Annotated in this window: 11 protein-coding genes and 1 tRNA gene; 11 read left to right on the top strand and 1 reads right to left on the bottom strand. The window is 71.2% G+C overall.

What is annotated here, in order from left to right:
- Positions 1-87: 87 nt before the first annotated feature.
- Positions 88-159: transfer RNA gene (locus AB0O01_RS29915), tRNA-Arg, on the bottom strand.
- Positions 160-225: 66 nt separating this feature from the next.
- Between AB0O01_RS29915 and AB0O01_RS29910 the strand changes: the two genes are divergently transcribed.
- The 11 genes from AB0O01_RS29910 (at position 226) to prfA (ending at position 14734) form a co-directional block, all read left to right on the top strand.
- A complete protein-coding gene (locus tag AB0O01_RS29910; RefSeq protein ID WP_365318187.1) occupies positions 226-810 on the top strand; it encodes a response regulator in 585 nt (194 codons plus the stop codon).
- A gap of 178 nt (positions 811-988) precedes the next feature.
- Positions 989-2071 (top strand): ArgS-related anticodon-binding protein NrtL, encoded by a 1083-nt coding sequence (nrtL, locus tag AB0O01_RS29905; protein WP_365318185.1) that lies wholly within the window; start codon positions 989-991, stop codon positions 2069-2071.
- Positions 2072-2099: 28 nt separating this feature from the next.
- Complete coding sequence (lysA, locus tag AB0O01_RS29900) at positions 2100-3491, top strand: diaminopimelate decarboxylase (RefSeq protein WP_365318183.1); 1392 nt, start codon at positions 2100-2102, stop codon at positions 3489-3491.
- A 195-nt stretch (positions 3492-3686) separates the two neighbouring features.
- Positions 3687-4979: a homoserine dehydrogenase gene (locus AB0O01_RS29895; RefSeq protein WP_365318181.1), complete on the top strand. Its 1293-nt coding sequence runs from the start codon at positions 3687-3689 to the stop codon at positions 4977-4979.
- A gap of 6 nt (positions 4980-4985) precedes the next feature.
- Positions 4986-6044 (top strand): threonine synthase, encoded by a 1059-nt coding sequence (gene thrC / locus AB0O01_RS29890; protein ID WP_365318180.1) that lies wholly within the window; start codon positions 4986-4988, stop codon positions 6042-6044.
- A gap of 432 nt (positions 6045-6476) precedes the next feature.
- Positions 6477-7421: a homoserine kinase gene (thrB, locus tag AB0O01_RS29885; protein ID WP_365318178.1), complete on the top strand. Its 945-nt coding sequence runs from the start codon at positions 6477-6479 to the stop codon at positions 7419-7421.
- A 432-nt stretch (positions 7422-7853) separates the two neighbouring features.
- On the top strand, positions 7854-9878 hold the full coding sequence (gene rho / locus AB0O01_RS29880; RefSeq protein ID WP_365318176.1) for a transcription termination factor Rho: 2025 nt from the start codon (positions 7854-7856) through the stop codon (positions 9876-9878).
- 163 nt (positions 9879-10041) lie between these two features.
- Complete coding sequence (locus AB0O01_RS29875) at positions 10042-11781, top strand: trypsin-like serine protease (RefSeq protein WP_365318175.1); 1740 nt, start codon at positions 10042-10044, stop codon at positions 11779-11781.
- Between the two features lie 223 nt (positions 11782-12004).
- Positions 12005-13132 (top strand): LCP family protein, encoded by a 1128-nt coding sequence (locus AB0O01_RS29870; protein ID WP_365318173.1) that lies wholly within the window; start codon positions 12005-12007, stop codon positions 13130-13132.
- A 206-nt stretch (positions 13133-13338) separates the two neighbouring features.
- Positions 13339-13560, top strand: a complete 222-nt coding sequence (gene rpmE / locus AB0O01_RS29865) for a 50S ribosomal protein L31 (protein ID WP_015657814.1) — start codon at positions 13339-13341, stop codon at positions 13558-13560.
- 106 nt (positions 13561-13666) lie between these two features.
- The gene (gene prfA / locus AB0O01_RS29860; protein ID WP_365318171.1) at positions 13667-14734 is read left to right on the top strand and encodes a peptide chain release factor 1; all 1068 of its coding nucleotides are present in this window, start codon (positions 13667-13669) and stop codon (positions 14732-14734) included.
- Positions 14735-14771: the final 37 nt, after the last annotated feature.

The raw sequence follows: 14771 nt of genomic DNA, 5'->3' as shown, positions 1-14771 counted from the left end.
CACACGGTTAAGTGGGCCGTTGTTGTTCTGTCATGCACAAAAAAGACCCTGACCTGCATTTCTGCAGGTCAGGGTCTTAATCCGGAGTGCCCCCGGCAGGATTCGAACCTGCGCACACGGCTCCGGAGGCCGTTGCTCTATCCCCTGAGCTACGGGGGCGTGTCGGGCGCTGAGTTGTTTGCTCGCGGCGACGGGTAGAACACTACCAGCTCCCTCGGGGTGGTCATGAACGCGTTTTCCGCGGTCGGAGAGGGGCCGTGTCGCCCTCGGGGGTTGGAAGTGGGGAAAACCCGGACGCGGTGGCCGGTGCCGACCTACTCTCGAGTTGTGTCAGGCGCCTCGGGCCGGGTGCTTGTTGTGGACGACAACAAGGTCATCCGGCAGTTGATCAGGGTCAACCTCGAACTGGAGGGCTTCGAGGTGGTGACCGCGGCCGATGGTGTCGAGTGTCTGGATGTCGTTCATGAAGTGCGGCCCGATGTAGTGACACTCGACGTGGTCATGCCCCGGCTGGACGGGCTCAGAACCGCCGGCCGGCTGCGTGCCGATCCCCGTACTCGCGATCTCTCCCTCGCCGTCGTCAGTGCCTGCACCCAGCAGGAGGTCGACAGCGGGCTCGATGTCGGGGTCGATGCTTTTCTCGCCAAGCCCTTCGAGCCCAGTGAGCTGGTGCAGGTCGTCCTGAGACTCGTCGCGCTCCGGCGCCGCCGGGTGGCGGAGCAGGGGCGCGGCCTCGTCGAAGGGGTGCTCGGTGGTGCTGCCGGGGGAGCCGGCGGTTCCGGAGACGGTGGGCGGGGCGGCAGCGGCTGACCCACCGGCGGCCGTCGCCGCCCCCGCCCGTCGCCGCCCCCCGCCCTACGCCGCCCCCGCCCGACACAGGCGGCCCTCGCCCATCCACCCCCCCTCCCCACCCCCTCCCCGTCCACATCCCGGACCATCGGGCAAATCGGCTCGCCTACCCACCCCCCTCCTCCCCTACGCTTGTCCCGTGACCCCCGTCGAGCTCTCCCGTACCGTGCTGCGCGCGGTGCGCAGTGCTGTGGACCGGGGGGAGCTGAGGGTGCAGGTTCCTGCGCGGGCCGTGGTCACGGTCCCGGGGGCCGGCGGATGCGGGGACTACGCCACCAACATCGCCCTCCAGCTCGCCCGCCCGGCCGGTCACCCTCCCCGGCGGGTCGCCGAGATCCTCTCGCCCCATCTGCTCAAGGCGCCCGGCGTCCGCGAGGTCGTCGTCACCGGGCCCGGTTTCCTCAACCTCACCGTTGAGCCCGGGGCGGGCGGCAGCGAGGACTCCCCGATCGCCGAACTCGTCCGGGACGTACTGCGCGACGGCCTGCCGTACGGGCATGTCGCCCCCCGCGGGGACACCGTCACCGTCCGGCTCCGCGCGGCCCGTGAGCCGCGTGCTCTGGTCGTGAGGGACGCCGTCGCCCGGATTCTGCGGTCGCAAGGGGAGGTCGTCGAGGTCAGTGTCGTCGAGGCCGGTGAGGGGGCCCCGCCCCCTCCCGAGCGGGCCCAGCCCGCCGACCCACGGCACCACACCCCCTCCGCCCCCACCCTCCCCGCCATCCCCACCCACCTCATCCACCCCCACCCCTCCCCGCACCCGACCTCGACCCCTTGGCCCCTCCTCCACCCCGCCCCCCACGACAAGCCCCACCCCCCCGCCGATTCCCTCGTCCAGCGTGAGAGCAACCCCCTCTTCCGGGTCCGCTACGCCCACGCCCGCGCGCGGGCGCTCCGGCGGAACGCCGCCGACCTGGGGTTCCGGGCCGAGGCGGGGGACATCGGGAGCACCCTCCGCGCCCCCTCCGCCCCCCTCCTCACCGCCCTCTCCGATCACCCCCGGATCCTCGCGGCAGCGGCCGTGCACCGGGACCCCTCCCGGCTCGCCCGGCAGCTCGTGGCGGTCGCCGACGCGGTGGCCGTCGTCCGGCCGGAGGTCCTCCCGCGGGGGGACGAGAAACCCTTGGCCGTCCACCGGGCCCGGCTCGCTCTTGTCGAGGCCGCCGGGGCGGTGCTGGCCGACGGCCTCTCCCTGCTCGGTATCGACGCACCCGACCACCTCTGAGAACCCGAGAGCTGAGAAGACGAGAGATATGAGCCGCTCCGCACACCCCGCCGGGCCCCGTCACGCCGATGTCCTGCCCGAGGGGCACTACTCCGCCCCGCCCGCCGATCTCAACGCGCTCGACGGCAAGGTGTGGGCGCAGACCGTCGTCCGGGGGGACGACGGGGTCGTCACGGTGGGCGGGGTGCCCGTGACGACGGTCGCCGAGGAGTTCGGGACCCCCGCCTATGTGCTGGACGAGGACGACTTCCGGGCCCGTGCGCGGGCCTGGCGGGACGCCTTCGGGGCCGACGCCGATGTCTTCTACGCGGGGAAGGCGTTTCTGTCGCGGGCCGTGGTGCGGTGGCTGAAGGAGGAAGGGCTGAATCTCGATGTGTGCTCGGGGGGCGAGCTGGCGACCGCGCTGTCCGCCGGGATGCCCGCCGAGCGGATCGCCCTGCACGGGAACAACAAGTCGGTTGAGGAGATCAGGCGCGCTGTCGAGTCCGGGGTCGGGCGGATCGTGCTCGACTCGTTCCAGGAGATCGTGCGGGTCGCGCACATCGCGCGCGAGCTGGGCGTCCGGCAGCGGGTGCAGATCCGGATCACCGTCGGCGTCGAGGCCCACACCCATGAGTTCATCGCCACCGCCCACGAGGACCAGAAGTTCGGGATCCCGCTGGCCGGGGGGCAGGCCGCGGAGGCGGTGCGCCGGGCGCTCCAGCTCGACTCGCTGGAGCTGATCGGGATCCACTCCCACATCGGGTCGCAGATCTTCGACATGTCCGGGTTCGAGGTCGCCGCCCACCGGGTCGTCGGACTGCTCAAGGACGTGCGGGACGAGCACGGGGTCGAGCTGCCCGAGATCGATCTGGGGGGCGGGCTCGGGATCGCGTACACCAGCGGGGACGACCCGCGGGAGCCGCACGAGATCGCCAAGGCGCTGCACGAGATCGTGTCGCGCGAGTGCGAGTCCGCCCGGCTGCGCACGCCCCGGATCTCCGTCGAGCCCGGCCGGGCCATCGTCGGCCCGACCGCCTTCACCCTCTACGAGGTGGGCACGGTCAAGCCGCTGGAGGGGCTGCGGACGTATGTCTCCGTCGACGGCGGGATGTCGGACAACATCCGCACCGCGCTCTACGACGCCGAGTACAGCGTCGCCCTGGTCTCCCGCGCCTCCGACGCCGAGCCGATGCTCGCGCGGGTGGTCGGCAAGCACTGTGAGAGTGGCGACATTGTCGTCAAGGACGCGTTCCTGCCGGGGGACCTCGCGCCGGGCGATCTGATCGCCGTACCGGCGACCGGGGCGTACTGCCGGTCGATGGCCAGCAACTACAACCATGTGCCCCGGCCGCCGGTGCTCGCCGTGCGGGACGGGGCGGCCCGGGTCATCGTCCGGCGGGAGACCGAGGAGGATCTGCTGCGGCTGGATGTCGGGTGAGGTACCTCGGCTGGATGTCGGGTGAGGCACCTCGGTGGTGTGGAAGATCTGTTGTTTTCCGGGCCGTGGAAATGAAATAGATGTCTCACGATCCGGACCAGGGGCAGAAAGTCCCGTCCGGTGAGTGAGACTGGTGGAACCCCGTGCCGGGTGAGAACCCGGACGGTAACCGGTTGGAAGAGGAAACGAGGTCGCATGATGCGTACGCGTCCGCTGAAGGTGGCGCTGCTGGGCTGTGGAGTGGTCGGCTCAGAGGTGGCGCGCATCATGACGACGCACGCCGACGACCTCGCCCAGCGGATCGGCGCCCCGGTGGAGCTGGCCGGGGTCGCCGTGCGGCGGCCCGGCAAGGTGCGGGACGGGATCGACCCGGCGCTGGTCACCACCGACGCCACCGCGCTCGTCAAACGCGGGGACATTGATGTCGTCGTCGAGGTCATCGGCGGGATCGAGCCCGCGCGGACGCTGATCACCACCGCCTTCGCGCACGGCGCCTCCGTCGTCTCCGCCAACAAGGCGCTGCTCGCCCAGGACGGGGCCGCGCTGCACGCCGTCGCCGAGGAGCACGGCAAGGACCTGTACTACGAGGCCGCCGTCGCCGGTGCCATTCCGCTGATCCGCCCGCTGCGCGAGTCCCTGGCCGGCGACAAGGTCAACCGGGTCCTCGGCATCGTCAACGGGACCACCAACTTCATCCTCGACAAGATGGACTCGACGGGGGCCGGGTACCAGGAAGCCCTTGATGAGGCCACCGCGCTCGGCTACGCGGAGGCCGACCCCACCGCCGATGTCGAGGGCTTCGACGCCGCCGCCAAGGCCGCCATCCTCGCCGGGATCGCCTTCCACACCCGGGTCCGGCTGGACGACGTCTACCGCGAGGGCATGACCGAGGTCACCGCGGCCGATTTCGCCTCCGCCAAGGAGATGGGCTGCACCATCAAGCTGCTCGCCATCTGCGAGCGGGCCGCCGACGGGGGCTCGGTCACCGCGCGCGTGCACCCGGCGATGATTCCGCTGACCCACCCGCTCGCCTCCGTGCGCGGCGCGTACAACGCCGTCTTCGTGGAGTCGGACGCCTCCGGCCAGCTCATGTTCTACGGGCCCGGTGCCGGTGGCGCGCCCACCGCCTCGGCCGTCCTCGGCGATCTCGTCGCCGTCTGCCGCAACCGCCTCGCCGGGTCCACCGGGCCCGGTGAGTCGGCGTACGCCGCGCTGCCCGTCTCGCCCATGGGTGAGGTCGTCACGCGGTATCACATCAGCCTCGACGTGGCCGACAAGCCGGGTGTCCTCGCCCAGGTGGCCACGGTGTTCGCCGAGCACGGGGTGTCGATCGACACCGTTCGGCAGCAGGGCAAGGACGGCGAGGCGTCCCTCGTCGTCGTCACCCATCGCGCGTCCGACGCCTCCCTCAGCGGGACCGTCGAGGCGTTGCGCCAGCTCGACACCGTGCGGGGTGTCGCCAGCATCATGCGGGTTGAAGGAGAGTAACCAGCAATGACCCACCAGTGGCGCGGCATCATCGAGGAGTACCGGGACCGGCTGCCCGTCTCCGCCAGCACGCCGGTCGTGACGCTCCGTGAGGGCGGCACGCCCCTCGTCCCCGCGCAGGTGCTCTCCGAGCGCACGGGCTGCGAGGTCCACCTCAAGGTGGAGGGCGCCAATCCGACCGGGTCCTTCAAGGACCGCGGGATGACCATGGCGATCACCCGGGCCAAGGAGGAGAGCGCCCAGGCGGTGATCTGCGCCTCCACCGGCAATACGTCCGCCTCGGCCGCGGCGTACGCGGTACGGGCCGGGATGGTCTCCGCGGTGCTCGTCCCGCAGGGCAAGATCGCGCTCGGCAAGATGGGCCAGGCGCTGGTCCACGGCGCGAAGATCCTCCAGGTCGACGGCAACTTCGACGACTGTCTGACGCTGGCCCGCTCGCTCAGCGAGAACTACCCGGTCGCGCTGGTCAACTCGGTCAACCCGGTCCGGATCGAGGGCCAGAAGACCGCCGCCTTCGAGATCGTCGACATGCTCGGCGACGCGCCCGACATCCATGTCCTCCCGGTCGGCAACGCGGGCAACATCACCGCGTACTGGAAGGGCTACACGGAGTACGCCGCCGACGGCCCCGCCACCCGCACCCCGCGCATGTGGGGGTTCCAGGCGTCCGGCTCCGCGCCCATCGTGCGCGGCGAGGTCGTCAAGGACCCCTCGACCATCGCCACCGCCATCCGGATCGGCAACCCGGCCTCCTGGAACCTCGCCCTCGCCGCCCGCGACGAGTCCGGCGGGTTCATCGACGAGGTGACGGACCGTGAGATCCTGCGCGCCTACCGGCTGTTGGCCGCGCAGGAGGGCGTCTTCGTCGAGCCCGCCTCCGCCGCCTCCGTCGCCGGTCTGCTCAAGGCCGCCGAGCGCGGCGAGGTCGACCCCGGCCAGCGGATCGTCTGCACGGTCACCGGCAACGGTCTGAAGGACCCCGACTGGGCCGTCGCCGGCGCCCCGCAGCCGGTCACCGTGCCGGTGGACGCGGCAGTGGCGGCGACCCGGCTGGGCCTGGCGTAAGCGCCCGAGCCCGCCCGTGAGCGTCCGAGCCCGCCCGTAGGTGCCCCGAGCCCGCCCGTGAACGCCGGGCGGGCTCCCGGGGGGGGGCGTCCCGGGGGCTTGCCCGCCGGGGGTGGCACGGGGGGCTTACGACACGCATCGTGCGCCTCCTGTGCGCCCTATGTCGCCCGGGAACCTTCCTTCGATAGGCTGTACTGAACCCGCCCGCCGCATATGCCGCGGTGCCGCGCCGTCCCCCGGCCCGGTATCCGGCCGCCGACCGCCCCGGACGAAAGCGGTCGACGGCGGCCCACGGTGGTCCACGGCGGCCGAGGGTTCGTCGTACGTCATCGAATGTCGTCCGTCGTCGCATGTCATCGAGTCTCATCGCATGTCATCGAATGTCATCGAGTGTCTTCGACAGTCACGCAGCTCAAGGAGAGTCATCGAGCGATGGCCGGTCCCGCCTTCCGCGCCGCCGCCGTACGGGTGCGCGTCCCCGCCACCAGCGCCAACCTCGGTCCGGGCTTCGACGCCTTCGGCCTCGCGCTGGGCCTCTACGACGACGTTGTCGTCCGGGTGGCCGACTCCGGACTGCACATCGACATCGCGGGCGAGGGCAGCGAGACCCTCCCGCGCGACGAGCACCATCTGCTCGTCCGGTCCCTGCGCACCGCCTTCGACGTCCTGGGCGGACAGCCGCGCGGACTGGAGATCGTCTGCGCCAACCGCATCCCGCACGGCCGGGGCCTCGGCTCCTCCTCCGCCGCCATCTGCGCCGGGATCGTCGCCGCGCGGGCGGTGACCATAGGCGGCGAGGCCCGCCTCGACGACACCGCCCTGCTGGAGCTGGCCACCGAGATCGAGGGCCACCCGGACAACGTCGCCGCCTGTCTGCTCGGCGGCTTCACCCTGTCCTGGATGGAGGCCGGCGCCGCCCGCGCGATCAGGATGGAGCCCTCGGATTCCATCGTTCCGGTGGTTTTCGTACCCGGTCGGCCGGTCCTGACCGAGACCGCCCGCGGACTGCTGCCGCGCACCGTGCCCCATGTCGACGCCGCCACCAACGCGGGCCGCGCCGCCCTGCTCGTCGAGGCCCTGACCAGGCGCCCCGAGCTGCTGCTGCCCGCCACCGAGGACCGGCTCCACCAGGAGTACCGCGCACCGGCCATGCCCGACAGCGCGGCGCTGGTGGAGCGGCTGCGGGCCGACGGCATCCCCGCCGTCATCTCCGGCGCCGGACCCACCGTGATGGCGCTGGCCGACCGGGACAGCGCCGACAAGGTCGAGGCCCTCGCCGGGGCCGACTGGGCCGCCAACCGGCTGAGCCTGGACCCGCAGGGAGCCTGTGTGCTGCCGCTCGCGACGACCGGCACCGATGCCGTCGATGCCGATTAGGGCCGAGCGGGGCACACGATTGCCGGATGTGGAGAGGGGGAATGTTTGTTGGATCCGGTAGTGTTAATCTCAAGTCTGCACCCGACCCCACCATGGCGAGGTGCCTCGTGTCCCCGTCCGGGACAGACATTCTTCCGGGAGCCCCCCAAGCCGCACTGTGTCTCGTACTTCGTATGCGGGCAGTACGCCGTACGCCGACATTGAGCGGGCCGTCGGTGGGGGCACCCCCTCAGGGGAAGCTCCGGAACCGGTGCGACCACGCCTCGTGACACTGGGTGCCACGGCTGGGGAAGCGCCACTCACCAGAAATTTCTTCCGCCGCTTTGGCGGACCACCGCCCCGGCACGGTCCACATCGAACGGACCGAAGCCGGACAGCACAACCGGTCGCCGAGCCAGACAGGCCGACGTCCGCTCCAGGGAAGGACCCTTCGTGAGCGACACCACCGATCTGATGGGCGCACGTGTCGAGGAGACCGCTGCCGCGCCCGCCACGGACGCTTCCGCGCCTGCCACCGGTGCCGGCTCCCGGCGGCGCCGCGGTACCGGCCTCGAGGGCATGGTGCTGGCCGAGCTGCAACAGGTCGCATCCGGCCTCGGTATCAGGGGCACCGCGCGGATGCGCAAGAGCCAGCTCATCGAGGTGATCAAGGAGGCGCAGGCGTCCGGCGGGGCGGCCCCCAAGGCCGAGGCCACCGCCGAGACCAAGCCCAAGCGCCGCACCACCTCCAGGACCCGTACGGGCGACACCGCCGACGCGGCCGAGAAGCCCGCCGCGAAGAAGGCGGCCCCCAAGGCCGAGGCCGCCGTCGAGCAGGCCGCCGGCCAGCAGCAGATCGAGATCCCCGGCCAGCCCTCCAAGGCCGCCTCCGGTGCCGAGCAGGCCGCCGAGGAGGCCCCGGCCGAGCGCCGGCGCCGCCGGGCCACCGCCGAGGCGGGCAGCCCCGAGACGGTCACCGCCGAGGCCAGGACCGAGCCGCGGGCCGAGACCCCGGTCCAGCAGCAGCCGCAGGGCGACGCCGGTGACGGCGGCGAGGGCCGCCGCCGCGACCGCCGCGAGCGGGGCCGCGACCGTGACCGGGACCGCGACCGCGACCGCCGGGGCAACAAGGGCGAGGACCAGCAGGGCGGCCAGAGCCAGCAGCGCCAGCAGCAGCAGAGCCAGAGCGGCGGCCAGGGCGGCGCCAACCGCCAGCAGCAGCAGGACGACGACGACTTCGAGGGCGGCCGTCGCGGTCGCCGGGGCCGCTACCGGGACCGCCGGGGCCGTCGGGGCCGCGACGAGATCGGCACCAGCGAGCCGCAGCTCGCCGACGACGATGTCCTGATCCCGGTCGCCGGCATCCTCGACATCCTCGACAACTACGCCTTCATCCGTACCTCGGGCTACCTCCCGGGCCCCAACGACGTGTACGTCTCCCTCGCCCAGGTCCGCAAGAACGGCCTGCGCAAGGGCGACCACATCACCGGCGCGGTCCGCCAGCCCAAGGAGGGCGAGCGGCGCGAGAAGTTCAACGCGCTGGTCCGTCTGGACTCGGTCAACGGCATGGCCCCCGAACACGGCCGCGGTCGCCCCGAGTTCACCAAGCTGACCCCGCTCTACCCGCAGGACCGGCTCCGCCTGGAGACCGACCCGGGCGTGCTGACCACCCGGATCATCGATCTGGTCTCGCCCATCGGCAAGGGCCAGCGCGGTCTGATCGTGGCCCCGCCGAAGACCGGCAAGACCATGATCATGCAGGCCATCGCCAACGCGATCACGCACAACAACCCCGAGTGCCACCTGATGGTCGTCCTGGTCGACGAGCGTCCGGAAGAGGTCACCGACATGCAGCGGTCGGTCAAGGGCGAGGTCATCTCCTCGACCTTCGACCGCCCGGCCGAGGACCACACCACGGTCGCCGAGCTGGCCATCGAGCGCGCCAAGCGCCTGGTGGAGCTGGGCCATGACGTGGTGGTGCTGCTGGACTCCATCACCCGTCTGGGCCGCGCCTACAACCTGGCGGCGCCCGCCTCCGGCCGCATCCTCTCCGGTGGTGTCGACTCGACCGCGCTGTACCCGCCGAAGCGGTTCTTCGGCGCCGCGCGCAACATCGAGGACGGCGGCTCGCTGACCATCCTGGCCACCGCGCTCGTCGACACCGGGTCCCGGATGGACGAGGTGATCTTCGAGGAGTTCAAGGGCACCGGCAACATGGAGCTGAAGCTCGACCGCAAGCTCGCGGACAAGCGGATCTTCCCGGCGGTGGACGTGGACGCGTCCGGTACCCGCAAGGAGGAGATCCTGCTCGGCGGCGAGGAGCTGGCGGTCGTCTGGAAGCTGCGCCGGGTGCTGCACGCCCTGGACCAGCAGCAGGCGATCGAGCTGCTGCTGGACAAGATGAAGCAGACGAAGTCGAACATCGAGTTCCTGATGCAGATCCAGAAGACGACGCCCACGCCCGGAAACGGCGACTAGCCGTCGCGGTGCGTGGCAGTGGCCGTCCCCTGACAGGGGGCGGCCACTGTGCTTGTTGTACGATCGGCGCCTTCCAAACTGCCGATCCCTAGGGGGGACTTGAGTGGGTACGTCCGTCTCTGCGGGGGGTGAGGGGCGTCACAGACGGCGGATACGGTTCGCGGTGTCCGCCACCGCCGCCGCACTCGCCGCGGCGCTCGGGGCCGCGCTGCTGACCTCGACCGCCGATGCCGCCGCACCGCCCGTCCCGACCGGGGTGACCCCGGGCCCGACCACTGTGACCCGGGCCGAGCTGGTCGACCGGGTCACCGGGGCCCTCGCCGAGGACGACCTCGCCGGGCAGGGCAACAAGACCTCGCTGAGCACCGGCGGCAGTGTCGCCGGCGGCAAGGAGGCCAAGATCATCGGTGGCGCCACCACCGCGATCACCACGGCCCCCTGGATGGCCCAGCTCTGGTACTTCGACGACCGCGGCACCACCGGCACCGCCGACGACATCGGCTTCTTCTGCGGCGGCGCGGTCGTGGCGCCCACGAAGATCCTCACCGCCGCGCACTGCGTCAAGGGCTACAACTGGTACGCCAACGGCGCCGTCATCACCGGCACCGCGAAGCTCCCCACCGACACCGGCACCGACGGCACCGTCACCCTGCCGCTGCGCCAGTGGCAGCACCCGTCCTACAACGCCAGGACGCTGGACAACGACATCGCGGTCATCACCCTGGACGTCCCGGTGAAGGCCAAGCCGATCCCGATGACGACGGCCGGGGACAGCGCCTCGTACGCCGCCGGGACCAGTGCCAAGGTCTACGGGTGGGGCCGGACCAGCTCGACCAGTGACGAGATCTCGCCGCTGCTGAAGACGGCGACCCTGCCGCTCCAGTCCGACAGCACCTGTACGCGCGCCTGGGGCGCGGAGTTCGTCAAGGGGCACATGGTGTGCGCGGGCAAGCCCGCGACCGGCAGCGACACCGGCACCGTCAGCGCCTGCAACGGCGACTCCGGCGGGCCGCTGGTGGTCAACAACCGGATCGTCGGCGTCGTCTCCTGGGGCGTGGAGGACTGTGTGGCGGCGGGCGCGTACAGCGTCTTCACCAAGGTCACCTCCTATGTCGGCGCGGTCTACCCGCGGCTCGACGACAGCAACCTCAGCCGGGACAGCCGCGCCGACATGTGGGTGCGCAAGTCGGCCGACAAGATGGGCTACTCCAAGGCGTCCAAGGGCACCACGTTCGACGCCCGCGAGGAGTGGGGCACCTGGGACGGGGTGAACAAGGTCCTCCAGACCGACCTCGACCGCGACGGCTTCCAGGACCTCGTCTACCGGCGCAGCAGCGACGGCGATGTCTTCTGGAACCACTATGTGATCGCCTCGGACACCTGGGTCACCACCAAGCTCGCCGACAACTGGAAGACCCGCACCCAGATCGTCGTGCCCGGCGATGTCACCGGCGACTATCTGCCCGACCTGCTCTCGGTGGACTCCGGCGGCGTGCTGTGGATCTACCCCGGCAAGGGGAACGGCACCTTCTCGCCGCGGGTCCGGTTCGGCGGCGGCTGGGGCCAGTACAACGTGCTCCTCGGCCACGGCGACTTCACCGGCGACGGCCGCACCGATCTGATCGCCCGCGCCAGGACCGGCAGCGCCGTCTACCTCTACAAGGGCACCGGCAAGTCCGGCTCCGCCGCCTTCTCGGCCCGGATCAAGGTCCGCACCTGGAGCGGCTTCAACGCCTTCGACGCCGTCGGCGACATCACCGGCGACGGCAAGGCCGACCTGCTGGCCCGCACCCCCGCGGGGACGCTGTCCCTGTACCCGGGGACCGGCAAGGCCAGCAGCGAGATCTTCGCCACAGCCATCACGATCGGCACCGACTTCAAGCAGTACGACATCTTCGGCTGAACCCGCAGGTGAGCGGGGCACACCCCGCCCACCTGGCTACTCCCTGTGCCCACCGCCCCCGGCGGTGGGCACAGTGCGTTGTGCAACCCTGTGCCGAGTTTCCCCGTCTGACCGTACGGAGCACGATGGATACGGGGCTCGCACCCGGTGTCGTCGGCGCGCGCCCCGCCCGCCCTGTCCGTCACCGCTGGGGGTCACCGACCGGACGAGAACCGAGGAGCACATGTCTGCCGAGAGCACGCCGGGATCCGGCATACCGGGCCCACCCGGCTCCAGAGGTTCCCGTCGCCGGACGAAGGGCCGCCGCCGCAAGCGCCGCAGCACCGGGGTGCACATCGCGGCCTGGGTCGCGGCCGGGATCGTCCTCCTCGGCGGCACCGGGGCGGGGTACGTCTACTTCAAGCTCAACGGCAACCTCAAGAGCGTCAACATCGACCAGGCCCTCGGCTCCGACCGCCCGGTCAAGGTCGACGACGGCTCGCAGAACATCCTGGTCCTCGGCTCGGACACCCGCGCCGGCGCCAACCAGGAACTCGGCGGCGGCGAGGACGACGGCAGCGCCCGCTCCGACACCGCGATGATCGTCCATGTCTACGAGGGCCGTAAGTCGGCCAGCGTCGTCTCCATCCCCCGCGACACCCTGATCGACCGCCCGGAGTGCACCGACACCGACGGCACCACCCATCAGGCGGCCGGCGGCGTGATGTTCAATTCCGCGTACTCCACCGGCGGCGCCGCCTGCGCGGTGAAGACCGTCGAGACGCTCACCGGCATCCGGATGGACCACTATCTGGAGGTCGACTTCAGCGGCTTCGAGAAGCTGGTCGACGAACTCGGCGGGGTCGAGGTCACCACCACCGAGCCCATCAGCGACCCCGACAGCCATCTCGACCTCCCCAAGGGCACCCACCAGCTCACCGGCGAGCAGGCCCTCGCGCTCGTCCGCACCCGGCACGGCGTGGGCGACGGCTCCGACCTCGGCCGGATCCAGCTCCAGCAGGCGTTTGTGAAGGCGCTGGTCGAGCAGGTCAAGAGCATCGGCCTGTTCACCAACCCGACCCGCCTCTACGCCCTCGCCGACACCGCCACCAAGACCGTCACCACCGACTCCGACCTGGGCTCGGTCGACGCCCTGATGTCCTGGGCCAACGGTCTGAAGTCCATCGGCTCCGCCAACCTGGACATGGTCACCATGCCGGTCCAGTACGACCCCGCCGACCTCAACCGGGTCCTGCTGGACGAGGCGAAGGCGGACCAGGTGTGGGCCGCCCTGAAGGCCGACAAGCCGATCCCGGAGTCGGCCACCGAGGACACGGCCACGGGCCAGGCGGACGGGGTCGTGGCGCCGTAGCCGCCGTAGGCGCCGGTGCCCCGTCGCAGGTGCCGGAGCCCCGGCACGCCCCCGGAACAGGTGCCCCTCCCCGCCCCCGGAATAGAAGACCGCAACCCCCGGTTTTGGGGGATGGCCCCAGTCCTGGCAGACTGGACCGTCGGCCCCGGTTCACGCCCCGCACCCCGCGGCGGCGACCCGGCGCCCTCCCGAAACTAGGAGACACCTTGAAGCGCGACATCCACCCCGAGTACGTCGAGACGCAGGTGAGCTGCACCTGCGGCGCGTCGTTCACCACCCGCAGCACCATCGAGTCCGGCACCATCCGGGCCGAGGTCTGCTCCGAGTGCCACCCGTTCTACACGGGCAAGCAGAAGATCCTCGACACCGGTGGCCGTGTGGCCCGCTTCGAGGCCCGCTTCGGCAAGGCCGCCGGCTCCAAGAAGTAGCGAGCCACCAACCGCCGGTCCACGGTCACGCCCTCACGAGGCGTGCCGGGACCGGCGTTTTTGGTCGCCCGCCCCTTCTTCACCGTCGTACACACAGGAGCCCAAGATGTTCGAGGCCGTCGAGGAGCTGGTCGGGGAGCACGCCGACCTGGAGCAGAAGCTCGCGGACCCCTCGGTCCACGCCGACCAGGCCAACGCGCGCAAGCTCAACAAGCGCTACGCCGAGCTGACCCCGATCGTCGCCACCTACCGCTCCTGGAAGGCGTCCGGTGACGACATCGACACCGCGCGTGAGCTGGCGGCCGACGACCCCGACTTCGCGGCCGAGGTCAAGGAGCTGGAGAAGCAGCGCGAGGAGCTGACCGAGAAGCTGCGGCTGCTGCTCGTCCCGCGCGACCCCAGCGACGACAAGGATGTGATCCTGGAGATCAAGGCGGGCGCCGGGGGCGACGAGTCCGCGCTGTTCGCCGGGGATCTGCTGCGGATGTATCTGCGCTACGCCGAGCGCGTCGGCTGGAAGACCGAGATCATCGACGCCACCGAGTCCGAGCTGGGCGGCTACAAGGACGTCCAGGTCGCGGTGAAGACCCGGGGCCAGACCGAGCCCGGCCACGGGGTGTGGGCGCGGCTGAAGTACGAGGGCGGGGTGCACCGGGTGCAGCGGGTGCCGGCCACCGAGTCGCAGGGCCGGATCCACACCTCCGCCGCCGGAGTGCTGGTCACGCCCGAGGCCGAGGAGGTGGACGTGGAGATCAACCCGAACGATCTGCGGATCGACGTCTACCGCTCCTCCGGGCCCGGCGGGCAGTCCGTCAACACCACCGACTCCGCCGTCCGCATCACCCATATCCCGACCGGCGTCGTCGCTTCCTGCCAGAACGAGAAGAGCCAGCTCCAGAACAAGGAGCAGGCGCTGCGTATCCTGCGCTCCAGGCTGCTGGCCGCGGCGCAGGAGGAGGCGGAGAAGGAGGCCGCCGACGCCCGCCGCAGCCAGGTCCGCACCGTCGACCGCTCCGAGAAGATCCGTACGTACAACTTCCCGGAGAACCGGCTCTCGGACCATCGCGTCGGCTTCAAGGCGTACAACCTGGACCAGGTCCTGGACGGCGACCTCGACGCGGTGATCCAGGCATGCGTCGACGCGGACTCGGCGGCCAAGCTGGCGGCGGCGTAACGCCACCCCCGGCGCACAGAGAAGCAGACGGCACGGC

This window comes from Streptomyces sp. NPDC093252 (genome assembly GCF_040683675.1).
Taxonomy (GTDB): domain Bacteria; phylum Actinomycetota; class Actinomycetes; order Streptomycetales; family Streptomycetaceae; genus Streptomyces.
Note: the sequence above shows the minus strand (reverse complement) of the source record. Positions and strands in the feature narration are given on the sequence as shown.